Annotated in this window: 23 protein-coding genes and 1 other RNA gene; 17 read left to right on the top strand and 7 right to left on the bottom strand. The window is 65.9% G+C overall.

All coding sequences use genetic code 11. The annotated features are described in order from the left end of the window. Positions 1 to 29: 29 nt before the first annotated feature. Genes ON00_RS02455 through ON00_RS02430 form a run of 6 tightly spaced genes read left to right on the top strand, consistent with a single transcriptional unit; the run spans position 30 to position 7,942 of the window. Positions 30 to 1,349 carry an ExeA family protein gene (locus ON00_RS02455; protein WP_010402959.1) on the top strand — a complete coding sequence of 440 codons (1,320 nt, stop codon included), beginning with the start codon at positions 30 to 32 and terminating at the stop codon, positions 1,347 to 1,349. Between the two features lie 4 nt (positions 1,350 to 1,353). Further along, entirely contained in the window at positions 1,354 to 2,208 is an 855-nt protein-coding gene (locus ON00_RS02450; protein ID WP_010402957.1) for an XrtA system polysaccharide deacetylase, read from the top strand. Further along, positions 2,205 to 3,278, top strand: a complete 1,074-nt coding sequence (locus ON00_RS02445) for a FemAB family XrtA/PEP-CTERM system-associated protein (protein WP_010402956.1) — start codon at positions 2,205 to 2,207, stop codon at positions 3,276 to 3,278. The genes ON00_RS02450 and ON00_RS02445 overlap by 4 nt, the downstream gene beginning before the upstream one ends. Further along, positions 3,278 to 4,489 (top strand): TIGR03087 family PEP-CTERM/XrtA system glycosyltransferase, encoded by a 1,212-nt coding sequence (locus tag ON00_RS02440; protein WP_010402955.1) that lies wholly within the window; start codon positions 3,278 to 3,280, stop codon positions 4,487 to 4,489. Before ON00_RS02445 ends, ON00_RS02440 begins: the two co-directional genes overlap by 1 nt. Before the next feature lie 22 nt (positions 4,490 to 4,511). Next, on the top strand, positions 4,512 to 6,050 hold the full coding sequence (gene xrtA / locus ON00_RS02435) for an exosortase A (protein ID WP_050810954.1): 1,539 nt from the start codon (positions 4,512 to 4,514) through the stop codon (positions 6,048 to 6,050). Next, entirely contained in the window at positions 6,050 to 7,942 is a 1,893-nt protein-coding gene (locus tag ON00_RS02430; RefSeq protein WP_010402953.1) for an XrtA/PEP-CTERM system amidotransferase, read from the top strand. Before xrtA ends, ON00_RS02430 begins: the two co-directional genes overlap by 1 nt. Before the next feature lie 50 nt (positions 7,943 to 7,992). Here ON00_RS02430 and ON00_RS02425 read toward each other — a convergent pair whose 3' ends face one another. The 4 genes from ON00_RS02425 to ON00_RS02410 all read right to left on the bottom strand — a co-directional run bounded on the left by ON00_RS02425 (position 7,993) and on the right by ON00_RS02410 (position 11,925). Further along, complete coding sequence (locus tag ON00_RS02425) at positions 7,993 to 8,418, bottom strand: MAPEG family protein (RefSeq protein ID WP_010402952.1); 426 nt, start codon at positions 8,416 to 8,418, stop codon at positions 7,993 to 7,995. A 72-nt stretch (positions 8,419 to 8,490) separates the two neighbouring features. Further along, entirely contained in the window at positions 8,491 to 9,474 is a 984-nt protein-coding gene (locus ON00_RS02420; RefSeq protein WP_010402951.1) for an alpha/beta hydrolase, read from the bottom strand. A 38-nt stretch (positions 9,475 to 9,512) separates the two neighbouring features. Beyond that, positions 9,513 to 10,562 (bottom strand): 1,9-bis(guanidino)-5-aza-nonane synthase, encoded by a 1,050-nt coding sequence (locus ON00_RS02415; RefSeq protein WP_010402950.1) that lies wholly within the window; start codon positions 10,560 to 10,562, stop codon positions 9,513 to 9,515. 142 nt (positions 10,563 to 10,704) lie between these two features. After that, positions 10,705 to 11,925 (bottom strand): type III PLP-dependent enzyme, encoded by a 1,221-nt coding sequence (locus ON00_RS02410; protein ID WP_029622362.1) that lies wholly within the window; start codon positions 11,923 to 11,925, stop codon positions 10,705 to 10,707. Positions 11,926 to 12,063: 138 nt separating this feature from the next. Here ON00_RS02410 and ON00_RS02405 point away from each other — a divergent pair, with 138 nt between their 5' ends. Continuing rightward, on the top strand, positions 12,064 to 13,032 hold the full coding sequence (locus tag ON00_RS02405; RefSeq protein WP_029622361.1) for a threonine ammonia-lyase: 969 nt from the start codon (positions 12,064 to 12,066) through the stop codon (positions 13,030 to 13,032). A 101-nt stretch (positions 13,033 to 13,133) separates the two neighbouring features. After that, positions 13,134 to 13,301 carry a hypothetical protein gene (locus tag ON00_RS20830; RefSeq protein ID WP_029622360.1) on the top strand — a complete coding sequence of 56 codons (168 nt, stop codon included), beginning with the start codon at positions 13,134 to 13,136 and terminating at the stop codon, positions 13,299 to 13,301. Positions 13,302 to 13,343: 42 nt separating this feature from the next. On the opposite strand, the gene ON00_RS02395 is transcribed toward ON00_RS20830, so the two are convergent. Beyond that, the gene (locus ON00_RS02395; RefSeq protein ID WP_010402947.1) at positions 13,344 to 14,000 is read right to left on the bottom strand and encodes an alpha/beta hydrolase; all 657 of its coding nucleotides are present in this window, start codon (positions 13,998 to 14,000) and stop codon (positions 13,344 to 13,346) included. Between the two features lie 173 nt (positions 14,001 to 14,173). Here ON00_RS02395 and ON00_RS02390 point away from each other — a divergent pair, with 173 nt between their 5' ends. The 6 genes from ON00_RS02390 to ON00_RS02370 all read left to right on the top strand — a co-directional run bounded on the left by ON00_RS02390 (position 14,174) and on the right by ON00_RS02370 (position 18,787). After that, positions 14,174 to 15,205: a cysteine desulfurase family protein gene (locus tag ON00_RS02390; protein WP_050810953.1), complete on the top strand. Its 1,032-nt coding sequence runs from the start codon at positions 14,174 to 14,176 to the stop codon at positions 15,203 to 15,205. Continuing rightward, positions 15,202 to 16,293 (top strand): cysteine desulfurase family protein, encoded by a 1,092-nt coding sequence (locus ON00_RS02385; RefSeq protein WP_010402944.1) that lies wholly within the window; start codon positions 15,202 to 15,204, stop codon positions 16,291 to 16,293. The genes ON00_RS02390 and ON00_RS02385 overlap by 4 nt, the downstream gene beginning before the upstream one ends. Next, positions 16,290 to 16,622 (top strand): 2Fe-2S iron-sulfur cluster-binding protein, encoded by a 333-nt coding sequence (locus ON00_RS02380; RefSeq protein WP_010402943.1) that lies wholly within the window; start codon positions 16,290 to 16,292, stop codon positions 16,620 to 16,622. Before ON00_RS02385 ends, ON00_RS02380 begins: the two co-directional genes overlap by 4 nt. Positions 16,623 to 16,668: 46 nt before the next feature. Continuing rightward, positions 16,669 to 16,890: a hypothetical protein gene (locus ON00_RS02375; RefSeq protein WP_010402942.1), complete on the top strand. Its 222-nt coding sequence runs from the start codon at positions 16,669 to 16,671 to the stop codon at positions 16,888 to 16,890. A 62-nt stretch (positions 16,891 to 16,952) separates the two neighbouring features. Further along, positions 16,953 to 17,050: signal recognition particle sRNA small type (gene ffs, locus ON00_RS20045), an RNA gene on the top strand. A 219-nt stretch (positions 17,051 to 17,269) separates the two neighbouring features. Next, positions 17,270 to 18,787, top strand: coding sequence for an ABC1 kinase family protein (locus tag ON00_RS02370; protein WP_029622359.1), 1,518 nt, complete (start codon positions 17,270 to 17,272; stop codon positions 18,785 to 18,787). A 194-nt stretch (positions 18,788 to 18,981) separates the two neighbouring features. On the opposite strand, the gene ON00_RS02365 is transcribed toward ON00_RS02370, so the two are convergent. Together ON00_RS02365 and ON00_RS02360 are read right to left on the bottom strand one after the other, a co-directional pair. Beyond that, positions 18,982 to 19,353, bottom strand: coding sequence for a VOC family protein (locus ON00_RS02365; RefSeq protein ID WP_010402940.1), 372 nt, complete (start codon positions 19,351 to 19,353; stop codon positions 18,982 to 18,984). A 116-nt stretch (positions 19,354 to 19,469) separates the two neighbouring features. Then, positions 19,470 to 20,159, bottom strand: coding sequence for a helix-turn-helix transcriptional regulator (locus ON00_RS02360; protein WP_010402939.1), 690 nt, complete (start codon positions 20,157 to 20,159; stop codon positions 19,470 to 19,472). 135 nt (positions 20,160 to 20,294) lie between these two features. Here ON00_RS02360 and ON00_RS02355 point away from each other — a divergent pair, with 135 nt between their 5' ends. From ON00_RS02355 to ON00_RS02345, 3 genes are all read left to right on the top strand, one after another. Continuing rightward, entirely contained in the window at positions 20,295 to 22,001 is a 1,707-nt protein-coding gene (locus tag ON00_RS02355) for a DNA polymerase III subunit gamma/tau (RefSeq protein WP_010402937.1), read from the top strand. Beyond that, entirely contained in the window at positions 21,998 to 22,321 is a 324-nt protein-coding gene (locus ON00_RS02350) for a YbaB/EbfC family nucleoid-associated protein (RefSeq protein ID WP_010402936.1), read from the top strand. The genes ON00_RS02355 and ON00_RS02350 overlap by 4 nt, the downstream gene beginning before the upstream one ends. A 70-nt stretch (positions 22,322 to 22,391) precedes the next feature. Continuing rightward, on the top strand, positions 22,392 to 22,637 hold the full coding sequence (locus ON00_RS02345) for a hypothetical protein (protein ID WP_010402935.1): 246 nt from the start codon (positions 22,392 to 22,394) through the stop codon (positions 22,635 to 22,637). Position 22,638: the final 1 nt, after the last annotated feature.

The following is a 22,638-nucleotide window of genomic DNA, read 5'->3' as shown; positions in this document are numbered from 1 at the left end:
GTTGCTATGCCGGTTGCGAGGACGACATTATGTACGACGATCATTATGGTTTGACCGGCCGACCGTTTCAGTTGACGCCTGATCCGCGTTTCTGGTTCGATACGGCGACGCATCGCAAGGCGATGGCCTATCTCGGCTATGGCTTGGCGCAGGGCGAGGGTTTCATCGTCATCACGGGCGACGTCGGCGCGGGCAAGACCACGCTTGTCGGCCATTTGATGGATACGATTGACCCGACACGGCTGCATGTCATCAAGATCGTTTCAACGCAGATCGAAGCCGATGACCTGTTGCGCATGGTTGCAACCGGGCTGGACGTCGACAGCGCGGGGCTGACCAAGGCGCAGTTGCTGGTGGCGATCGAACGTGGGCTGCACGCGACCGCGCGCGCCGGACGACGCACGCTGCTGATCGTCGATGAAGCGCAGGCGCTGCCGGTGTCGAGTCTGGAAGAGTTGCGCATGCTCTCGAACTTCCAGACCGGCGGGCATGCGCTGTTGCAGATCTTCCTGCTCGGCCAACCCGAATTTCGCGAACGGCTGCACGGGTCGGACCGGCTGGAGCAATTGCGCCAGCGCGTCATCGCAATGCATCACCTCGATCCGATGGAGCCCGAAGAGGTCGAGCCCTATATGCGGCATCGCCTGTCGGTGGTCGGCTGGCAGGAGCGCCCGCATTTCACGCCCGATGCGTTCGCCGCCCTCTATAGCGGGTCCGATGGCGTACCGCGCCGCCTGAACCAATTGGCGGGGCGCGTGATGCTGTATGGCGCGATCGAGCGGATCGATACGATCGATGCGCGGGCGGTGGCCGCAGTGGTGGCCGATATCGCGGGCGACATGCCGGGCGTGAAGCCGATCGTCCTGCCCGAACCCGCTGTGGCTGCGACACCTGCGGTTGAGCAGCCGATTTCTGAGGTGGCCGCGCCGGACGAACCCCTGGCCAGTCCGCCACCACCACCGCCTGCGCCGGAACCGGAGCCCGGCCCACTGCCGATTTCGATTCTGCCCCCGACGGCCCCGCCGCGCCCGATCCGCGCGCTGCACGAAGAAGCGGTGGCGGTTGTTGAAGCACAGCCGGTGGTTGTTCCCCCAGAGCCCAAACCGGAACCTGAGCCTGAGCCTGAGCCTGAGCCTGAGCCTGAGCCTGAGCCTGCACCGATGGCGGTGGCGGAAGAGGAGCCCGTGCCTGCGCCAGACGCTACTGCGGATGTCGCTACCCGTATTGCCGCGCTTGAGGCACGGGTTGATGAGCAGGATATCGCGCTTCGCCGCGTTCTGAAGCTGCTCGTTGACTGGGCCGAGGGCGAGCACAGTGCCGCGCCGCCGCTCCCCATCACGCGGGATTAAGCCGGTGCGTCATGTCCTTTCGGTCGATGTCGAGGACTGGTTCCAGGTCGGCGCTTTTGAATCGGTGATCGACCGGGCCGATTGGGATTCGCTGCTGCCACGCGTGGAGGCCAATACCGATGCCGTGCTCGCGCTGTTCGCCGAGAGCGGCGTGCAGGCGACCTTTTTCACGCTGGGCTGGGTTGCCGCGCGCTATCCTCGCCTCATCCGGCGGATCGTTGATGCAGGGCATGAACTGGCGAGCCACGGTTGGGGGCACGACCGCGTCTTCACGATGGATCCCGCAACCTTCCGCGCCGATCTTGCGCGTGCGCGCGGCACGCTCGAGGATGCGGGCGGCGTTGCCGTCACCGGCTATCGCGCGCCGAGTTTCTCCATAGATCTGCGCACGCCCTGGGCGCACCGGATTCTGGCGGAGGAGGGCTATGCGTATTCCTCCAGCGTGGCACCGCTGCGGCACGATCATTATGGCTGGCCCGAAGCGCCGCGCTATGCTTTTCGTCCGCTGGCGGACGCGGATCTGGTCGAAGTGCCCGTGACCGTCGCGCAATTCGGGGCGCGGCGCATGGCGACCGGCGGTGGCTTTTTCCGCCTGCTGCCGGCAGTGCTCACCGATTATGCAGTGCGCCAAGTATCGGCGGACGGGCAGCCGGCGATCTTCTACTTTCACCCGTGGGAAATCGATCCTGCCCAGCCGCGCGTCACCAATGCTCCGCTAAAGTCAAAACTGCGCCATTACAGCCGCCTTGGCGCGATGGCGGGGAAGATGCGCGGATTGATCGGTCGGCACGACTGGGGGCGGATGGATGCCGTCGTGCGCGATTTGCCCTCGGTGCAAACGCTTGGGATGGCGGCATGACGATCCAGCCTCTGGCCCCCTTGCTCGCGCTACGATCCATCGATTTGCGTGATGTCGGCGAGCGTCAACGGGTGGAAAGCTACGTGCGTGGCCACAAGCAGGGGACGCCCTTTCATCTGCCAGCCTGGAGCATGGCGGTTGCGCAGGGGTGCGGCCAGATCAGCCATACCCTGATCGCCGAGTGCGGCGACGGATCGATCGCGGGCGTGCTGCCGTTAACCGAAGTACGCTCGCGGTTGTTTGGCAAAGCGCTGGTGTCCAATGGCTTTGCGGTTGGCGGCGGTATTTTGGCGGATGACCCTGCGGCGGTGGCCGCGCTGGCCGATGGCGGATGGGCACTCGCACAGCGATTGGGGTGCCCGACGCTGGAGCTCCGCGGCGGCGCGATGCCCGAGGGGGCATGGGATTTCGACGATCACAGCTATCTCGGCTTCGTGCGGCCGCTGGCGGAGAGCGACGCCGCCGAGCTCGCCGCCATCCCGCGCAAGCAACGCGCCGAAGTGCGCAAGGCGCTTGAGAACGACCTTACCGTCTCGATCGGGCGCGATGCGGGGGACGTGCGCGCGCATTACGCCGTCTATGCCGAATCGGTCCGTAACCTGGGAACGCCGGTCTTCCCGGCGCGGTTGTTCCGCTGCGTGCTGGAACAGTTTGGCACCGCCGCCGACATTGTCACGATCCGGTCCGAAGGGCGCGCGGTGGCGAGCGTGCTCAGCCTCTATTACAACGGCACCGTCTATCCCTATTGGGGCGGGGGCACGCACGCCGCGCGCGGCTTGCGCGCGAATGACCGCATGTATTTCGCGCTGATGAGCCATGCGCGCGCGCGCGGGTGCACGCATTTCGATTTCGGTCGCTCCAAGGTCGGAACCGGACCGGCCTCTTACAAGAAGAACTGGGGTTTCGACGGCGTGCCCTTGCTGTATGGTAAACGCGCGGTGATTGGAGAGTCATCGCGCGACATCAATCCCTTGAACCCACGCTATGCCCAAAAGGTGGCGATGTGGAAAAAGCTGCCATTGGTGGTCGCTAACCTGCTTGGACCGCACATCTCCAAAGGCCTTGGTTAATGGGTGATATTCTCTTCCTCGGGCATCGCGTGCCGTACCCGCCCGATCGGGGGGACAAGATTCGTGGCTTTCACATCCTGAAGTATCTAGCGGCGCGCAAACGCGTGCATCTGATCGCCTTTGCCGACGACACGCGCGACATGAAGCGCAAGAGCGGCCTGTCGAAGCTGACCGCCAATCGCTCGATCATCTGGCGTTCGAAATCGCGCCTCACATCTGCGCTTGAGGCGTTGATCGGGCGCAAGCCGGTCTCGCTGGCGGCGTTTGACAACGCCTCGTTGCGCGCTGCGGTCGACAATCTGCTGTCGCGGCATTCGATCGATACGATTTACGTTTTTTCCAGCCAGATGGCACAATATCTTCCGGCCCGGCCGCGCCAGAAAGTGATTATGGATTTTGTCGACATGGATTCGGCAAAGTTCGGTGCCTATGCCAAGGGTTCTGGCGGAATCATGCGCTGGTTCATGAAGCGCGAAGCGCGGCTGCTGTTCCAGCATGAGCGCGCGGTCGCGCAGCGGGCAGATGCCAGCCTGTTCGTCAGCGCGGCCGAGGCGCAACTGTTCCGCGACAAATCCGGGGCGGAGCGGGTCCATGTGGTCGAGAATGGCATCGACACCGAATTTTTCGATCCGACCGCGCCGTTCAAGCGGATCGACACCACCGGCGCGCTGATCGTGTTCACCGGGCAAATGGACTATCGGCCAAATATCGAAGCCGTGACCTGGTTCGTCGAGACGATCCTGCCGCACATTCGCGTACGCTTTCCGCAGGCCCGCTTCGCCATTGTCGGGCGCGCACCGAGCGATGCGGTCAAGGCGCTGGCCAAGCAACCTGGGGTGATCGTGACCGGGGAAGTCGCCGATGTGCGCGGGTGGATCGCCGCCGCTTCGGTCGTCGTCGCGCCGCTTAAGCTCGCGCGCGGCGTCCAGAACAAAGTGTTGGAAGCGATGGCAATGGCCCGTCCGGTCGTCGCGTCCAGAGCGGCAGCGGAAGGGATCGACCATGGCGGAACGATCCGCATTGGCGAAACCGTTGGCGAGATTGCCGAGGAAGTCATCGCCATCCTGAACGATCCGGTGCGGGGCGCGGAGATCGGTCGCGACGCGCGCGCGCAGGTGCAGGCGCGCTATAGCTGGGAGGCGCGGCTCGCGCCGCTCGATGCGATCCTGGGGATCAGCGTGAAGGCATCCCCGCGCCGCAGCGCGGCCTGAACGCATGACGCTGCCCCTTGGGATGCGCGTCCAGCCGGGACTGCTGGCCGGGGATGGACATGCAGCGCCGGGGCAGGTGTGGCGGCGGCAAACGGTGCTGCTCGGCATCGCCAGTGTCGCGATCCTGTTGCTGTTCGGCAGCGACGTCCGCGCGCTCGCGACGCTGTGGTGGACCAGCACGACCTTTGGGCATTGTCTGTTCATTGCGCCCGTAGTGGCGTGGCTTGTTTGGCAGCGCCGCGCCGGGCTGGCCGAGCTTACCCCCGTCGCCTGGGCACCGGGCTTGGCGCTGGTCGCCATTGGCGGCTTTGGCTGGCTGCTGGGCGATGCGGGCGGCGTGGCGCTTGCCCGGCATCTCGGGATTGTGCTGATGCTGCAGGGGGCGGTGGTGACCCTGCTCGGGCCCAATGTCGCGCGCGCACTACTGTTCCCGCTTGGCTATGCGCTGTTCCTGGTGCCGTTTGGTGAAGGGCTGGAGGGGCCGCTCCAGACCGCCACGGTCGCGCTGACCATGCCGCTGCTGCATCTGTTCGGCGTGCCCGCTGAGGTCGATGGCGTGCTGATCACCATCCCCAATGGCTATTTCGAAGTGGCCGAGGCCTGCTCCGGCGCGAAGTTCGTGATCGCGATGATCGCCTATGGCGTCCTGGTCGCCAATGTCTGCTTCGTGTCCTGGCGTAGACGCGCGGTCTTCATGGTGGTGGCGTTGGTGGTGCCGGTGTTGGCAAACGGTGTGCGGGCGTTCGGAACGATCTATGCCGCCTATCTCACCTCGGTCGAGCGCGCGACCGGGTTTGACCATATCGTCTATGGCTGGCTGTTCTTTGCGGTTGTGATGGCAGCGGTGCTGGCGCTCGGCTGGCGCTGGTTTGACCGTGCGCCCGATGCGCCGCTGTTCGACCCGGCCGCGCTGCAAACGGTGCCGCGCTACCGTCTTGATGCGCCATTGGCGGCGGTGCTGGTGCTGGCGCTGGCCGCGCTGTTCCCGGCCTGGTCGGCAGCGATTGCCGGGCGCGCGCAGACGCTGCCCGAGCGGATTGCCCTGCCGGAGGTGCCGGGCTGGCACCGCGTCGCGCTGAGCGCGCGTGTGCCGTGGGCACCCAATTATCCGGGTGCAGACCATTTTCTGCTCGGTCGCTACGGCAATGCGAAGGGCGATCAGGTCGATCTGGCGATCGCCGTTTATGGCAGCCAGCATGAGGGCAAAGAGGTGGTCGCCTTCGGCGTGGGCGCGCTGCGGGAGGATGATGTATGGGTGCGGGTGGGCGATCTTCCCGATCTGGCGGGCGGATCGGCGATGCGCATCACCGCGCCAGGGCCGGTCGAGCGGCAAGTGGTCACCTGGTATCGCGTTGGGGATACGCTGACCTACAAGGGGCCCGTGGTGAAGCTGGAAACACTGAAGGCCAAGATGCTTGGCGGCCCGCAGCGCGCGGTCGCGGTGCATGTCTCGGCCGAGGCGGTGCCGGGCCATGATCCACGCTTGGCGATGGCGGCGTTTGTCGCGGCGCTGGGACCGATCGAACGGCTGGCCGATCGCAGCGCGGGAATGATCAACTGATGTGCGGTATTGCTGGTCTCTATTATCCCGCGACGCCAAAGCCCGTCGATCCCGCGCGGATCGCGGCGATGGCGGATGCGCAGGCCCATCGCGGGCCCGACGGATCGGGTGTGTGGACCGCGCCAGGGGTGGGGCTGGGCCATCGGCGCTTGTCGATCATCGATGTCGCCGGATCGCCGCAGCCAATGGCGAGCGCTGATGGCGCGCTGACCGTCACCTATAATGGCGAGATCTATAATTTCGCGGCCTTGCGCGCGGAGTTACAGGCACTCGGCACGGTGTTCAGGACTGCGGGCGATACCGAGGTGCTGCTCCACGGCTGGGCGGCCTGGGGACCAGCGCTGCTCGATCGGCTGAACGGGATGTTCGCCTTCGCGCTGCATGATGCGCGGCGCCAATGCCTGTTTCTCGCGCGCGACCGGCTCGGCGTGAAGCCGCTGCATTATGTCGAGCTGTCCGATGGCGGGGTCGCTTTCGCGTCTGAATTGAAGGGCCTGCTCGCGCATCCGCTGCTGCGGCGCGCGCCCGATATTCGCGCGGTCGAGGATTATCTGGCGTTTGGCTATGTGCCCGACGACACCTGCCTCGTCGCGGGCGTGAAGAAGCTGCCCGCCGGGCACAGCCTGCTGATCGAGCGCGGCAAACCGGTGCCCGCGCCGTCGCGCTGGTGGGATGTGGACTTCTCCCGACGTGCGACGGGATCGGCCAAGGCGCTTGAGGAAGAGTTGGTCGCGCTGCTACGCGACGCGGTGACGTCGCGGATGGTGTCGGATGTGCCGCTGGGCGCGTTCCTGTCGGGCGGTGTCGATAGCTCGGCGGTGGTCGCGCTGATGGCGGAGGCCTCGCGCGGCGCGGTGCGCACCTGCACGATCGGGTTTGACGAGAACAGCTTGGACGAACGCCGCTATGCCGATGTGATCGCCGAGCGCTTCGCCACGCAGCACCGCGAGCGCGTGGTCGCAGCGGACGATTTCTCGCTGATCGACACGCTGGTCCATGCCTTTGACGAACCCTTTGCCGATGCGTCGGCGCTGGCGACGTACCGGGTGTGCGAGCTGGCGCGCGAGGATGTGACGGTGGCGCTGTCCGGCGACGGGGCCGACGAGGCCTTTGCCGGATACCGTCGCTATAAGTTTCAGGCAGCGGAGGAGCGCGTGCGCGCCATGGTGCCCGCTTCGATCCGCTCGAACCTGTTCGGCACGCTTGGTCGCTGGTATCCCAAGGCCGATTGGGCCCCGCGCCCGCTCCGCGCCAAGACGACGCTGCTCGCGCTCGCCGAGGATGGGGCGGAGGGCTATGCCCGCTCGGTCGGGGTGACCACACCTGCCTTGCGCGCGGCGCTGTTGACCGATCACGCGCGCACCGCGCTCGGCGGGCATCGCGCCGAGGATCGTTATGTCCGCTCAATGCGCGATGCCCCGGCGCGCGATGCGCTCGACCGCGCGCAATATGCCGATTTCCAGCATTGGTTGCCCGGTGACATTCTGACCAAGGCCGACCGCACCAGTATGGCAGTCGGGCTGGAGGCGCGCGAGCCGCTGCTCGATTACCGCCTGGTCGAGTTCGCCGCCAGGCTACCCGCTGACATGCGGTTGCGCGGCGGGCAGGGGAAGTGGCTGCTCAAAAAGGCGATGGAGCGGTATCTGCCGCGCGATATTCTGTATCGCCCGAAAATGGGCTTCGTCACGCCGATCAGCGTCTGGTTTCGCGGGGCGCTGGCGGATGAGGCGGCGGCGCTCGCTACGTCGCGTGTACTGGTGGGGTCGGGCTGGTTCGATCCCGGCGTGATCGCCCGACTGGCGGCTGACCATCGTGCCGGGCGCGCCGAGCATGGCCGCACGCTGTGGCAATTGGTGATGCTGGACCGCGCGATGGCGCGCCTGTTCGGCTGAGCCCACCGCGCCAGTCAATCCGCCCCGTGCCGGGGAGGATCCGAAGAGCGTCAGAACACTGCCATCGCCGCGTGGAGCGTCAACGCGATCAGCGCCAAGGACGCGCCGAGGAAGAGCAGGAAACGCACCGAAACCTTGTTGACCTTTGCCTGCCACACGCTGTGGGCAATGCGCAGCGCCACATAGGCCCAGGCGATCCACGCATTGACCCCGTTGCCGGTGCCCGTCAGCGCAATCACCCCGCAGACGGCGTAAAACAGCGTCGGCTGCTCCATCAGATGGTTGTGATTGTGCGCCACCCACTGGATCTTGGGCGGCAGGCGGCCGTCGGCGTCGGCCGCCTTTGTGCCGACAAGCTTGGTGATGTCGACCCCAGATGCCCGCATCGCTGGCAGACGCGTCGACAGCATCCACACTAGCATCACCAGCGTCCACGCGATGAGCACGACAACGGGCTTCAGGATCTCGCTATGCATCGGTCATCTCCCCCTCTTTTGGGAAGCGTGCCCGAAATAGTCCGGTCTCGCAATGACGGCGATGCGGCACGCCTAAGGTCGCGGCAGGGCCGCACTCCAGCGCGAGAACAGTTCGGGCCAATCGAGACCCGGTGATCCTGCCGCCAGATGCAGCGCGCCGAAACCATGTCCACCATGCTGGAACAGATGGGCCTCCACCGGCACCCGTTCGATGCGGGCGCGGTCGAGCATCAGCAGCGATTGCGCGATCGGCACGACACCGTCATCCATCGCATGGGCGAGGAACAGCGGTGGTGCGCTGGAATCGAGGCGGCGCGCCGGATCATAGCGATCGAGCAACGCGGCCGACGGCTTGGGCCCCAACAGGCCGTTTACGGGGGCTGTCGGATCGAAACCGGCGGTCTGGAACGATGTCACCGCATATATCAATCCGGCGAAATCGGGCCGGGCGGACAAATGGTCGGCGTGGTCGACAGGCGTATAGACGGGGTCGGCATGGCCGACGGCGAGCATTCCGGCGAGGTGCCCCCCGGCGGAGAAGCCGATCGTACCCAGCCGCGCCGGGTCGATGCCATAGCGTGTCGCATTGGCGCGGATCAGCCGCATGGCGCGCTGCGCGTCCTGCAGCGGCACATCCTCGCGCTTGGCCCAGCCTTCCCCGGGCAAGCGATAAGCGAGCACAAACACGGTAATCCCGCGCGCATTCAGCACGCGCGCGACGTCGATGCCTTCATTGCTGACCGATACGAAGCCGTAGCCACCGCCAGGGATCGACAGAACCGCGCGCCCGTCCGGCCGTTCCGGGCGGAATACGCCAACCGTAGGCACGGCGATGCCGCGCAGCCACAATTCCTTGCCCTGATAGCCATCAAAGCTAGGGGCGGGGATGGGTAAAGTGGCGGGGGCACCCGGCGCTTTGCCGGGCCACAGCGGAAAGGATTCGGCTGGTGGCCATGTCGGTGTGGCCGTCGTGTCCCCTGATTGCGCAAGGGCGACGCTGGGCATCCCCAGCGTCGCCCCAACGGCACCTGCCAATACCAACCGTCTGTCCAACATTGCCGCTCTCCTATGGATTCGCGGCGACGTTAGCGGGTTCAGTCGAAGCTCGCACCCCAGCGACGCTTGGTGCGGGTCTTCCACAGGCCACGATGATAGGCGTCCGATGCCAGCAGTGGCATGACCGAACCGGCTTCGGCGAACACCATCTGTTCGATGCCGGTGTTGACCTTGCCCCACGAGGCCGCTTCCTGCAGCGTCGAGGACGAGCAGGCACCGTCGCGCACGTCGGCGACGGTGATCTGCACGGCGTACTTGTGGACCTGCACGTCGTCATGGCCGAGGATTTCGGCGCAGACCACGGTGTCCTGGATGAAGTTCTTCGGCACGCCGCCGCCGATCATCAGCAAGCCGGTGGTGCCGGCCTTGATCTTGATGTCGGTCAGTTCGCGGAAATCGGCGATCGCGTCGAGCACCATGTACGGCTTGCCCTCCTTGGCGCGGTCGACCTGGTGCTTGACCAGACCGAAGCCTGCCGACGAATCGACAAAGGCCGGGCAGAAGATCGGCACGTCATGCTCGTAAGCGAGCTTGACCAGGCTGTTCTCCTTCTTGCCGTTCTCGACCAGGTATTTGCCCATCTCGCGGATGAACTCGCGGCTCGAATAGGGCCGGGGTTCCAGGCTGTTGGCGATCTCATAGATCGTGTGGTCGCAGTCCTGAAGCTGCTCTTCGTCGATATACGTGTCGTAGATACGGTCGATCAGCAGCGAGCGCAGCGTGTCGTCGTCCGGCACTTCGAGCGCCTGATAATGCTTGTGGCCAAGCCCTTCGAAGAAATCCATGTCGACGATCGACGCGCCCGTCGCGACCACGCCGTCGATCATGTTGTTGCGCAGCAGCTCGGCATAGAGATCCATACAGCCACCCGCCGAGGTCGACCCGGCGATGACGAGGAAGATCGAGCAATCGGGATCGGCGAGCATCTGGTTGTAGATGTCGGTCGCGCGGCCGAGATCGCGGCTGGTGAAGCTCATCTTCTTCATCGCGTCGACGATCGGGCGCGCGTCGAACTTGGTGATGTCGATATGTTCGACGGTGGTCGAGAGCAGCTCGGCCTTGCGGTTGGTGTTGAGGACTTCGGTCATGATCTTCTCCAAATGCCCCTCCCGCTTGGCGGAGGGGTTAGGGGAGGGCCGACTGTCCGCATCCCCAATAGCAAAATGCCCTCCCCCGACCCCTCCCGCAGAGCGGGAGGGGAGGAGGTCAGGCGATAGTGATAGTGCTGTGTTACAGCGTGACGACGTTCGAGGCGACCTCTGGCATGTCCTCGCCATAAAGCGAGACCATCGGTTCGTCGGCGACGATCACCGTCTCGTCCGATCCGAAGCCATTAAAGGCCGTGCGCATCGCCGAACCATAAGCGCCGAGCATCCCGATTTCGAGATAGTCGCCTGCCTTCACGTCCGCCGGCAGATAGAAGGGGCCTGCCATATGGTCCATGTCATCGCAGGTCGGGCCATAGAAGCTGAACGCCATGTCCTTCGAGCGGCTTTCGGGCTCGCGCAGCAATTCGACCGGGAAGCGCCAGCCGATATGCGCCGCATCGAACAACGCGCCATAGGCGCCGTCATTGATGTACAGCTCATCGCCGCGGCGCTTTTCGACGCGCACCACGATCGAGCTGTATTCGGCGCACAGGGCACGGCCCGGCTCGCACCACAGTTCGGACGAATAGCTGACCGGCAGCGATTCGAACGCACGGTGGATCGTCTCGAAATAGCGCTCGAGCGGGGGTGGCTCCATGCCCGGATAGGACGAGGGGAACCCGCCGCCGACATCGATCACGTCGACCGTGACCGCTGCATCGACGATGGCGGCGCGAACGCGCTCCATCGCATTGGCATAGGCTTCGGGCGTCATCGCCTGGCTGCCGACATGGAAGCAGATGCCGAGCGCATCCGCCGCCTGGCGAGCGCGGAACAGCAGTTCCTTGGTCTCACCCGGTGCCGCACCGAATTTCGACGCGAGGCTCAGCTTGCTATGCTCCGACGACACGCGAAGGCGGACGCACAGCGTCAGGTCTTCGGCGTGATCGGTCGCGTCGACGATCTTCTCCAGCTCTTCCACGCTGTCGAGAGAAAACGTCTTCACGCCATAGTCGAAATAGGCCGAGCGGATCGCTTCGGGTGCCTTGACCGGGTGCATGAAGCACAGGGTCGCCTCGGGGAGCGTTTCCGCAACCAGACGCACTTCCGCAATCGACGCGACGTCGAAATGGGTGATGCCCGAATCCCACAGAATCTGCAGGAGCTGAGGCGACGGATTCGCTTTCACGGCATACATTGAACGACCCGGGAACTTCTCTGCGAAGAACCGGGCCGCACGCGATGCCGCATGCGGACGAACCAGCGTGACCGGCTGAACCGGCCGCTGCTTAGCGATGTCGATACCAGTGTTGGTAATCGAAGGGGTGGTCGCTAACCCCAGCGCGCGATGATGCTTGTGCAACTCAAGGGACCTCCAAGTGGCTTGCGCCTACGGTGAAAAAAGCTGCCTTGCGGTTGGAAGTCCCATGGGGCAGCGGATGGGCGAGATAGGGGCGCGTTTTTGCATTGTAAAGCGGTTTTGAACGTGCGGAGATAATTAGTGACAATTTTAAGACAGCCGACCCGCGCCGGGGTACGTGATGCCGCTGCCAAAGTGGCCGCCGTGGTGCCGCAGACACCGCTTTTCGTGCTTGAAATTCATGGGGTTAAGGTCTCTTTCAAGGCGGAGTGCCTGCAGCCGATCGGCGCGTTCAAATTGCGCGGGGCGTGGCACCGCTTGACGGCGATCGAGCCCGTCCAGCGGGAAAAAGGCGTGGTCGCTTTCTCCTCGGGGAATCACGCGCAGGGAGTCGCCTGGGCGGCGCGGCGGCTGGGGATGCCCGCGACGATCGTGATGCCGGCCGATGCGCCCAAGGCCAAGCGCGAGAACACGCTGGCACTGGGTGCCGAAGTGGTGAGCTATGATCGGGCAACCGAGAGCCGCGAGAAGATCGCCGCGCGGCTGGCCGAAGCGCGCGGGGCGGTGCTGGTGCCGAGCTTCGATGATCCCTGGGTGATCGAGGGGCAGGGCAGCGCCGGGATTGAAGCGGCGGCGCAGATGGCGACGCTGGGTTTGGGCGCGCCGAGTCGCGTGGTGGTGCCGTGCGGCGGTGGCGGTCTGGCGGCGGGGCTGACGCTGGCCTTGCCCGAGGCGACGATCACGGTGGCGGAGCCGGAGGGCTGGGATGACATGCGCCGCTCGCTGGAGGCGGGGTGGATCGAGCCGGTCGGCGACGCGCCGCCGCCAACGGCCTGCGATGCGCTGCAGACGTTGCGGGTTTCTCCGCTGACCTTCGACGTGCTTGCCCGGCGCGGGGCGACCGGGGTGGCGGTGAGCGAGGCGGAAATCCGCACGGCACAGCGCTGGGCGGCGGAGAAGCTGCGGCTGGTGGTGGAGCCGGGCGGCGCGGTTGCGCTGGCGGCGGTGCTGACGGGTAAGGTGCCGGTCGAGCCGGGGCTGTTGGTGCTTCTGTCGGGCGGAAATGTGGATCTGGCGGCTTATGGGGCGGTCCTGGCGGGCGCTGGCTGAGAGCGGGCCGCCCTCAACCCGTTCGTTTCGAGCGAAGTCGAGAAACCGGTTCGCGTGCAGGCTTCTCGACTTCGCTCGAAGCGAACGGTTAGGAGGAGATCATGACCTCTCTCGAATCCCTCGCCCCCGCCATCGCCATGCTCGCGGCGATCGCCTGCCTCATCGGCGGCGGAATGCTGATTGCCAAGCGCCAGAACACGCAAAAGGGCGTGCTGATGCTGGTGATGGCGGGGGTGCTGGTGGGGAATGTCGTGATCTGGACGCTGTAACGCTGATCCCGCGCCGCCTGACACGGCAGCGCGGGGCGAGGATCACTTGATCGGCGAGTTGGGATCGAGCCGCATATCCAGATACTTGTCCACCGATCCCATCAGCTGCGGCATTTCGTGCTCGAAGAAATGGTTCGCCTTGGGGATGGTGTCGTGGTGGATCGTGATGTGCTTCTGCGTGCGCAGCTTGTCGACCAGCTTCTGCGTCGCGAGCGGGGGCGAGACTTCGTCATTCTCGGCCTGGATGATGATGCCCGAAGCGGGGCAGGGCGCGAGGAAGGTGAAGTCGTACATGTTGGCGGGCGGTGCGACCGAGATGAAGCCGCGAATTTCCGGGCGGCGCATCAGCAATTGCATGCCGATCCACGCGCCGAAGCTGACGCCGGCGATCCAGGTGGTCGAGGCTTCGGGGTGGAAGCTCTGCACCCAATCGAGCGCGCTGGCGGCATCGGACAGTTCGCCCACGCCATTGTCGAAGGTGCCCTGGCTCTTGCCGACGCCGCGGAAATTGAAGCGCAGCGTTGCGAAACCGCGGCGCTGGAAGGTCTTGTAGAGTTCCATCACGATGTGGTTGTTCATCGTGCCGCCGGCTTGCGGATGCGGATGGAGGATCATCGCGACGGGCGCGCGCGGGCGGGGAGCTGGCGCGAAACGGCCCTCAAGACGACCATCGGGGCCGGGAAAAATGACTTCTGGCATCGGACCTGCTGACGGCAAAGGAGGTGGTTCCATACCCAAGGCTTGGGCAGGATGGATTGCGCGCTATATAGGCTCGCACCCGCACCGCGCAATCATTGCCGAAAGTTGACATCATTTTGCCCGAATCCCCGATCCGCGAGCGGCTGTATCTCGACCATGCCGCGACCACGCCGATGCGCCCCGCCGCCATCGCTGCAGTGGAGGCGGGGATGCGGGCCTGGGCCAATCCATCCTCGCCGCATGCCGAGGGCCGCGCGGCGCGGGCGAAGCTGGAACAGGCGCGCGCCGCGATTGCCGCCGCTTATGGCTGGCGGGGCGAGACGATCCTGACCAGCGGCGCGAGCGAGTCGGTGGCGATTGCTTTGTCGAGGAGCGGGGCGGAGCGGCGGCTGATCTCGGCGGTCGAGCATGATGCGGTGATTCGCGCCGGGGCTGATGCGGGTGTGCTGCCTGTGGATGCGCAGGGGCTGCTCGATCTCGATGCGGTGACCGCTCTGCTGGAAGGCCCGCGCGCAATTGTGGCGGTGCAGTGGTGCAATAGCGAAACGGGCGTGCGGCAGCCGATTGCGGCGATTGCCGAACTGACCCACGCGGCGGGCGGATTGCTGCTGGTCGATGCCGCGCAAATGCCTGCCGGGGCCGATGGCGCGGTGGCGGAACATGCCGATTTCATCGCGATTTCGGGGCATAAGCGCGGCGGGCCGATCGGGATTGGCGCGTTGCTGGTGCGCGACCTTGCTACGTTGGCGCCGACGGGCGGGCAGGAACGGGGGTATCGCGCGGGGACCGAGAATATGCCTGCCGCGCTCGGGTTTGCGGCGGCTTTGGCGGAGCGGGAGGAGGTCGCGCGGCTGGTGCCGCTGCGCGCGCGGCTTGACGATGCGATTGCGCGCTCGGGCGGGGAAGTGGTCGCCGCCGCTGCGCCGCGCCATCCGGCGATCGGGTCGTACCGGATGCCGGGGCTGGCTGCTGCGACGCAGCTGATTCGGTTCGATATGGCGGGGATTGCGGTGTCGGCGGGGAGCGCGTGCTCGTCGGGCAGCATGAAACCCAGCCATGTGCTTGGCGCAATGGGGTGGAGCGTGGAGGCATCGCGCGAGGTGGTTCGCGTGAGCTTCGGGCGCGACACCAGCGCGGCGGATGTCGAGCGCTTCATCACCGAATGGCGCACTGTCGCGCGCTCTGCCCGTGCGTTTGCGGCATGATCTATCTCGATTATCAGGCGACCACACCGCTCGCCCCCGAAGCGCTCGACGCAATGCTGCCGTGGCTGCGTGATCAGCATGCCAATCCGCATTCGGCGCATGCCGCCGGGCGCAAGGCCAAGGCGGTGGTGGAAGTGGCGCGCGATCAGGTGGCGGCGCTGCTGCCGCCGGGGGGGACGCTCGCGTTCACCAGCGGCGCGACCGAGGCGCTCAACTGGGCGATCAAGGGGCTGGGCGGCCCGGTGGTGACGCTGGCGAGCGAACATGCCGCCGTGCTCGACACGGTCGCGGCGCTGCGCTCGGGCGGACAAGAGGTGACGGTGCTGCCGGTCGGGGGCGACGGGCTGGTCGATCTCGATCAGGCGCGCGGGGCGATCATGCCGGGCACGAAACTGGTCGCGGCGATGCTGGTCAATAATGAGATTGGCGTGATCCAACCGATCGCCGCGCTGGCCGAGATCGCGCATACGGCGGGCGCGCTTTTGCTGTGCGATGCGGTGCAGGGGTATGGGCGGGTCGACATTCCTGCCGCCTGCGATCTGGTCGCGGTGTCGGGGCACAAGATCTATGGGCCGAAGGGAATCGGCGCTTTGTGGGTGCGGGGCGGCATTATGCTCGCGCCGCTGCTGCATGGCGGCGGGCAGGAAGCGTTTGGGCGGTCGGGCACGCTGTCCCCGGCCTTGTGCGCGGGGTTCGGAACGGCGGCGGCGCTGATGGCGACGCGGGGTGCGGAGGACGCGGCGCATGTCGAACGGTTGTGGACGCTGGCGACGCAGCGTCTCGGCCCCGACTGGCAAATCAACGGGTCGCGCGACCAGCGCTATCGCGGTAATCTCAACGTCCGGCGCGATGGTCTGGACGTGGCGCGGCTGATGTCGCGCTTGCGCGACGTGGCGTTCTCGGCGGGATCGGCCTGCGCCAGCGGGTCGGGGCGGGCGAGCCATGTGCTGCGCGCGATCGGCCTCGGCGAAGCGCAGGCGCGATCGAGCCTCCGCATCGGCTTCGGGCGCTATACCAGCGAGGCCGAATTGACCGACGCGATCGACCGCATCATGCTGGCCGCCGACGCGCAAAGGATTGCTGCATGACCCTGGTTCGTTTCATCGGCACCGACGGCACGATCCGCGAGGTGACCGCGCAAAGTGGCGCGCGGCTGCTGGAAGTGGCGCAGGCCGATGGACAGCCGCTGGAAGGCACATGCGAGGGGCAGATGGCGTGTTCGACCTGCCATGTGATCGTCGCAGCGGAAGATTTCGCCAAATTGCCGCCCGCAAGCGAGGATGAAGAGGATATGTTGGACCTGGCAGCGGGGGCGACGCGCACCAGTCGTCTGGCCTGCCAGATCTTGCTCGGCGAGCAGCTGGAGCAGCTCACCGTGCGGATTCCGGGCGAAGTGCGGAACATGCAGGGCCGTTGATCATTTGCCTGTGGTGCCACCTCGGCACGATACAGGAGATGATCCCATGAAATTCGCAGCCCTGATCTCGGCGGGCCTGATCGCCGCTGCCGCCATGGCCCCCGCCAGCGCGAGCGCACAGGTCGAGCGCCAGCATGATCGCCGGGTCGAACGCACCGTCGTCCACACCGAGCGCAACCGTGGCTGGCGTCCGCACACCCGCAAAGTGTGCCGCACGGTCTATCGCCATCACAAGCGTATCCGCACCTGCCGGACGGTGCGCCGCTAAGGGCCGGTTTCGACTTCGGTCGAGACAGGCTTGATCCTTTCGCCCGACCCCGCCATAGGCAGCGCGGGAGTCGGGCGGACGTGGTCGTCGCCAACATGGTCAGATCCGGAAGGAAGCAGCCACAACGATTTCGCTGCGGGTCGTTCCGGCTCCCACCCGCGCCGCGCGCATGTACGCAGCAAAGCTGCGCACAAGACGCGCCAGCGCGGCCGGCCGGCAAAGCCCGTCCGACGACCCGGCTTTGCCGGGGCGGCTCCCTTCTTTTATGAGCGCTGCGTGTGTGGCGCACCCCCTCCACCCTTCGCTAAATGCTCAGGGTCCCGCTCCCCGTGCCGGGGAGGATTTTTGAGATGTCGGTATCAGGTATGGGCAGGCCATGATGATCAAAACCTTGCTGGTTGCGGGACGCGATCGCCAGCGGCTGAGCGAAATCGTCCAGATCGCATCGCGCTTCGGGCTTGGTGTGCTGCTAGCGCGGCTCGGGCTGGAACGCGTGCCGAACGACGCCGCCGGCGATGATGACGCCATGACGCTGCCGCGACGCACCCGCCAGGCGCTGGAAGAATTGGGGCCGACCTTCGTCAAGCTCGGGCAGATCCTGGCGACGCGCGGTGACCTGTTGACGCCCGAATGGGTGGCGGAACTGGAGCAACTCCACAGCAGCGCACCGACCCTGCCGTTCGAGACGCTGCGGCCGGCGGTCGAAGCGGCGCTGGGGCAGGCGCCGGAAACCGCGTTCGCCGCCTTCGACCCGGTGCCGCTCGCTGCCGCCTCGATGGCGCAAGTCCACCGGGCGACGCTCGGCGACGGGACGCAGGTGGTGCTCAAGATCCGCCGCCCAGATATCCGCCAGCGGATGGAGGCGGATTTGCGGCTGATCGCCGAACTGGCGGCGCTGGCCGAAACGAGCAGTGCCGAAGCGCGGCGTTTTCGTCCGCGCGAATTGGTGCGGCAATTGGCGCAAGCGGTGCTGGAGGAGCTCGATTTTACCAGCGAGGGGCGCAATGCCGATCGCCTGCGCGCCGATTTCGCGCAGGAGCCGCGCGTCGTCATCCCCGAAATCCACTGGCAATGGACCTCCGAAACACTGCTGGTGATGGATTTTATCGAGGGCGTGCCGCCGCGCGACGCCGCGACCTTGCGGGCGGCCGGGCTCGAGCCTGCGGTGATCGCCGCGCTGGGGGCCGACGCGGTGCTCGATATGGTGATGATCAACGGGCGCTTTCACGGGGACCCGCATCCCGGCAATTTGCTGTGCCTGCCGGGCAATCGCATCGCGTTGCTCGATCTCGGCATGATCGGGCATGTGTCGCCACGGCGGCGCGAGGAAGTGATCGCGTTCGTGCAATCCTTGTCCTCGGCCGATCCCGAGCAATTGGCGGACGTGTTCGGCGCGTGGAGTGCGGGCAGCGGTGTCGCGCGGGACCGGGTGCAGGCGGCGGCCGAGCGGTTGATCGCGCGGCATGGCGGCGGGCCGATCAAACTGAGCGCGATCGTGGCGGATTTGCTGCCGTTGCTGCGCGATGAAGGCATGACGATGCCGCCCGACCTGTTGCTGATGTTCAAGGCGTTGATGACGATCGACGGGGTGCTGCAGGCGATCGAACCCGATTTCGATTTGGCGAGCGCGATGCAGCGGGCATCGCTGCGCATGGCGCGGGCGCGACTCTCGCCCGACCATTGGGCATCGGTGCTGCAAGCGCTGGCATGGGAGCTGAGCAAGATCGGCGGGGATGCGCCCCGGCTGGTGCGCGCGGTAATCCGGCGGCTGGATCAGGAGCCGGTGGACGCGCCGCATGCCGATCCGTCTCGCGCGATCGTGACGGGCGCGCGCTGGATTGCGGGCGCGATCCTGGCGGGGGCGGTGATGCTTGCGGTGGCGATCGTGCTGCGCTGAGGCGCACGTCGCGATCGGCCGGAAATGGTCTTCGCCAACTGGTCAGATCCGGAAGGAAGCCGCCACAAGGATTTCGCCGCGGGTCGTGCCAGCTCCCACCGCGCAGCCAGCGAGAGCGAGGCTGTGCCTCGCCACGCTGACAGGCGCGGCCGGCGGGCAAGGCCCGTCCGACGACCCGGCTTTGCCGGGGTGCTTCACGCCGTCGCTGGCGCAAACACCCGAAGGCGATGCCCATCGGGATCGATTGCAACGAAGGTGGGACCGAAGCTCATCTCGGTCGGTGTTTGAAGGATCGTCACGCCGCGCCGCTGCCAGACGTCGTGCGTCGCGTCCACCGCCGCCGCGTCAGCAACGGCAAACGCGACTTCATTGGCACCGGATTGACCGCTGCTTTGCGGTTCGACCGTGTCGCTGTCCCAAAGGCCCAACATGACGCCATCGCGCAACGGCAGCATCGAAAAGCCCGGTTTCTGTTCGATAATCGGGATGTCGAGCAACGTCGTGTAAAATGTGGCGCTGGCAGCATGGTCCGCGACGTGCAGCAGCAGAAAGCTGAAATCGGGCATTGAAAGTCTCCTCACATCGGCAGCGCGGGGAATTGCGTGCCTGCAGGGACCTTTTACGACCTCATGCTGTCAGCTTATGTCAGCAGTCGATTGCTCGTAGCGTTATCCCTCGAGGACTATTGCTCGGGGATGCCGCGCAGCGTGCGCCACTCTTTGAGCATCGCGCCGCGTCGGCGTGGATAGCGACCGGCCGTCACGGCTAATTCGGTGATTCGGTCGGTTCGGAAATGTCGATAGCCGCCGCGCAACTCGCACCACGCGACGACAACGCGCACGCGATCGTAAAACGCCAACGCAAACGGCCAGATGGTTCGCTGCGTCGCGCTGCCATATTCGTCGGCATAGGCAATATGCAGCATCCGTTCGGACCGGATCGCCTGACGGATGGTAGGAAGCTCCGCGTCCCCGGCGGCAATTGGCGCGCCTGGGCCGATCAACAATCCCGAGGCATCGATGCCGTCCTTCAAATCGGGGGGTAATACTGCGCCGATCTTGGCAAGCACGTTGCGCGCGGCCTTGCCCAAAAGTCCGTCCGCACGTTCCGAAACCCACCGTGATCCCAGCACCAATGCCTCGATCTCCTCCTCGGAGAACATCAGCGGCGGCAGCATGAAGCCCGGGCGAAGGACATAGCCTACGCCGGCTTCGCCGTCGATCTGTGCGCCTTGGGCCTTCAAGGCCTCGATGTCGCGATACACGGTACGCAGCGAGACACCGAGTTCCTCGGCCAGCGCTGCACCCGCCACAGCGCGCCGATGGCGCCGCAAAAGCTGGATCAAGTCGAGCAGCCGCTGTGCGCGAGACATGCTGGTCCTTCCAATATGGTCGTAAGGAGCGATACTGCCATATAATGGCAGTATCGACTGTGCGCGCTTTCGGCAACGGGTCTTGGGCACACCAACCCTTCGACAATTCCCCCCGCTGCCCCTAGATAGACCGCAATGTCCGACTCCCTGTATCCCGCTGACGAGACCCCCGGCTTCGACCTGGGCGAACCGCCCGCTCCGGCGAAGAGCGACGCGTACCGCGTGCTCGCGCGCAAATATCGGCCGCAGACCTTTGCCGAGCTGATCGGCCAGGATGCGATGGTCACCACGCTCGGCAATGCGATCCGGCGCGGGCGGCTGGCGCATGCGTTTCTGCTGACCGGCGTGCGCGGGGTCGGCAAGACCTCGACTGCGCGTCTGCTCGCCAAGGCGCTCAACTGCATCGGGCCGGACGGGCAGGGTGGCCCGACGATCAACCCGTGCGGGGTGTGCGAGCCGTGTGTCGGCATTGCTGAGGGGCGGCATATCGACGTGATCGAGATGGACGCCGCCAGCCATACCGGCGTCGACGACATGCGCGCGGTGATCGATGCCTCGCGGATGACGGCGTTCGTTGCGCGCTACAAGATCTACATCATCGACGAAGTCCACATGCTGTCGAAGAACGCGTTCAACGCGCTGCTGAAGACGCTGGAGGAACCGGCCGAGGGCGTGAAGTTCGTGCTGGCGACGACCGAGGTCAACAAGGTGCCGGTGACGGTGCTGTCGCGCTGCCAGCGCTTCGATCTGCGGCGCATTCCGGCGGATTTGCTGGCCGAGCATTTCGCGCGCGTGGTCGCGGCCGAGGGGGTTGAGGCCGAGCCTGAGGCGCTGGGGCTGATCGCGCGGGCGGCGGAAGGGTCGGCGCGCGACGGGCTGTCGATCCTCGACCAGGCGATCGCCCATGCCGATATGGATGGCGGCGCGGTCAGCGCGGGTGCGGTGCGCGATATGCTCGGCCTGTCCGATCGCGGGGCGATCCGCGATTTGATGATGCTGCTGCTCGCGGGCGACGGGATCGGCGCATTGGCGGCGCTGCGGCGGCAATATGATCTGGGGGTCGATCCGCTCGGCGTGCTGCGCGGGCTGCTGGAGACCGTTCATGCCACCACCTTGGTCAAGCTCGGTGCGCAGCAGGAAGCCGGGCAGGCGACCGAGGAGCGCGAGGCGTTGCTGGACTGGGCGTCGTCGCTGTCCTTCGCCGCATTGCACCGGCTGTGGCAATTGCTGCTCAAGGGCCATGACGAAGTTGCCCGCGCGGCGATGCCGATCGAAGCGTGCGAGATGGCGCTGCTGCGGCTGGTCCATGCCTCGACCTTGCCCGATCCGGGCGAGCTGGCGCGGATGATTAGCACTGGCGTGCCGCTCAACGCGGCGGCCCCGGCCCCCGCCGCAGCGGCGGCTCCGGCTGCCCCCGTAGCGAGCGCGGCGGCCGCGCTGGAGGAGGCAGACTTACCCCGCTCGATCAGCCAGATCGTGGCCTTGCTCGAGGGTTCGGGCGAACTCGCTTTGGCGTCGCGCGTGGTGCATCACGCCAGCATTGTCAGCCTCGATGGCAGCGATCTGGTGCTGAGCTCGGCGCGCCCGATTTCGCCCGATCTGGTCGCAGAATTGGCGATCACGCTGAAGCGCGTCACCGGGCGTGCCTGGAAAGTGACGACCGCGCCGACGCCGGGCGCGCCGACGGTGCGCGAGGCCGAAGCGGCGCAGCGCGAGGCGTTCAAGGCCGAGATTCTGGCAACGCCGGTGATCGCGGCGGCGCTGGAGGCGTTCCCCGACGCCGAGGTTCCGGAGAGTGAAATTGACCGCCTGCTGGCGGCGAAGCGGAGTATGACGGCATGAAGAGTATCGAAGACATCATGGCCATGGCGCAGAACGTCCAGGCCGAATTGACCAAGGCGCAGGACGGGCTCGACAAGATCGAAGTCGAGGGCGTCGCCGGCGGCGGGTTGGTCAAGGTGCGGGCGTCGGCCAAGGGGCGGATCATCGGCATCGAGATCGACGAATCGCTGCTGCAGCCGAGCGAGAAGCAGATGGTCGAGGATCTCGTCGTCGCCGCGTTCAACGATGCCAAGGCCAAGGCTGATGCGGCATCGGGCGCAGAAATGGCCAAGATGACCAGCGGCATCCCGCTGCCGCCGGGGTTCAAGCTGCCCTTCTGATCGGGGGGCGATAACGGAACGATCGCCCGTGCAACCCGTTCCACCCTGCAGATAAAAGCAGGAGGATAGCATGAGCGAGCAAGTAACCGAGACCCCGCACACCACTGTGATCGAACGTCGCAGCGGCGGCGGCGCAATCTTCATCGGCATTGTTCTGTTGATCGCGGTCGCAGTTGGCGCGTTCTATCTGTTCAACAAGAGCCTGAATGACAATGTGCGTACCGACGCGATCGCCGGTGCGGCAAAGGATGTGGGCGACAGCGCGAAGAAGGTCGGCGACAGCGCTTCGAAGGCGGCGGACGACGCGACCAAATAAG

This window comes from Sphingomonas echinoides ATCC 14820 (assembly GCF_000241465.1).
Classification (GTDB): domain Bacteria; phylum Pseudomonadota; class Alphaproteobacteria; order Sphingomonadales; family Sphingomonadaceae; genus Sphingomonas; species Sphingomonas echinoides.
This window is presented reverse-complemented; position numbering and strand designations above follow the sequence as displayed.

Excerpts from the sequence above, each read along its gene's own strand:
- ON00_RS02455 (WP_010402959.1), top strand. The coding sequence starts at position 30 with ATGTACGACGATCATTATGGTTTGACCGGCCGACCGTTTCAGTTGACG.
- ON00_RS02445 (WP_010402956.1), top strand. The coding sequence starts at position 2,205 with ATGACGATCCAGCCTCTGGCCCCCTTGCTCGCGCTACGATCCATCGAT.
- ON00_RS02440 (WP_010402955.1), top strand. The coding sequence starts at position 3,278 with ATGGGTGATATTCTCTTCCTCGGGCATCGCGTGCCGTACCCGCCCGAT.
- xrtA (WP_050810954.1), top strand. The coding sequence starts at position 4,512 with ATGCGCGTCCAGCCGGGACTGCTGGCCGGGGATGGACATGCAGCGCCG.
- ON00_RS02430 (WP_010402953.1), top strand. The coding sequence starts at position 6,050 with ATGTGCGGTATTGCTGGTCTCTATTATCCCGCGACGCCAAAGCCCGTC.
- ON00_RS02425 (WP_010402952.1), bottom strand. The coding sequence starts at position 8,418 with ATGCATAGCGAGATCCTGAAGCCCGTTGTCGTGCTCATCGCGTGGACG.
- ON00_RS02420 (WP_010402951.1), bottom strand. The coding sequence starts at position 9,474 with ATGTTGGACAGACGGTTGGTATTGGCAGGTGCCGTTGGGGCGACGCTG.
- ON00_RS02415 (WP_010402950.1), bottom strand. The coding sequence starts at position 10,562 with ATGACCGAAGTCCTCAACACCAACCGCAAGGCCGAGCTGCTCTCGACC.
- ON00_RS20830 (WP_029622360.1), top strand. The coding sequence starts at position 13,134 with ATGACCTCTCTCGAATCCCTCGCCCCCGCCATCGCCATGCTCGCGGCG.
- ON00_RS02395 (WP_010402947.1), bottom strand. The coding sequence starts at position 14,000 with ATGCCAGAAGTCATTTTTCCCGGCCCCGATGGTCGTCTTGAGGGCCGT.
- ON00_RS02390 (WP_050810953.1), top strand. The coding sequence starts at position 14,174 with ATGCGCCCCGCCGCCATCGCTGCAGTGGAGGCGGGGATGCGGGCCTGG.
- ON00_RS02385 (WP_010402944.1), top strand. The coding sequence starts at position 15,202 with ATGATCTATCTCGATTATCAGGCGACCACACCGCTCGCCCCCGAAGCG.
- ON00_RS02380 (WP_010402943.1), top strand. The coding sequence starts at position 16,290 with ATGACCCTGGTTCGTTTCATCGGCACCGACGGCACGATCCGCGAGGTG.
- ON00_RS02375 (WP_010402942.1), top strand. The coding sequence starts at position 16,669 with ATGAAATTCGCAGCCCTGATCTCGGCGGGCCTGATCGCCGCTGCCGCC.
- ON00_RS02370 (WP_029622359.1), top strand. The coding sequence starts at position 17,270 with ATGATCAAAACCTTGCTGGTTGCGGGACGCGATCGCCAGCGGCTGAGC.
- ON00_RS02365 (WP_010402940.1), bottom strand. The coding sequence starts at position 19,353 with ATGCCCGATTTCAGCTTTCTGCTGCTGCACGTCGCGGACCATGCTGCC.
- ON00_RS02360 (WP_010402939.1), bottom strand. The coding sequence starts at position 20,159 with ATGTCTCGCGCACAGCGGCTGCTCGACTTGATCCAGCTTTTGCGGCGC.
- ON00_RS02355 (WP_010402937.1), top strand. The coding sequence starts at position 20,295 with ATGTCCGACTCCCTGTATCCCGCTGACGAGACCCCCGGCTTCGACCTG.
- ON00_RS02350 (WP_010402936.1), top strand. The coding sequence starts at position 21,998 with ATGAAGAGTATCGAAGACATCATGGCCATGGCGCAGAACGTCCAGGCC.
- ON00_RS02345 (WP_010402935.1), top strand. The coding sequence starts at position 22,392 with ATGAGCGAGCAAGTAACCGAGACCCCGCACACCACTGTGATCGAACGT.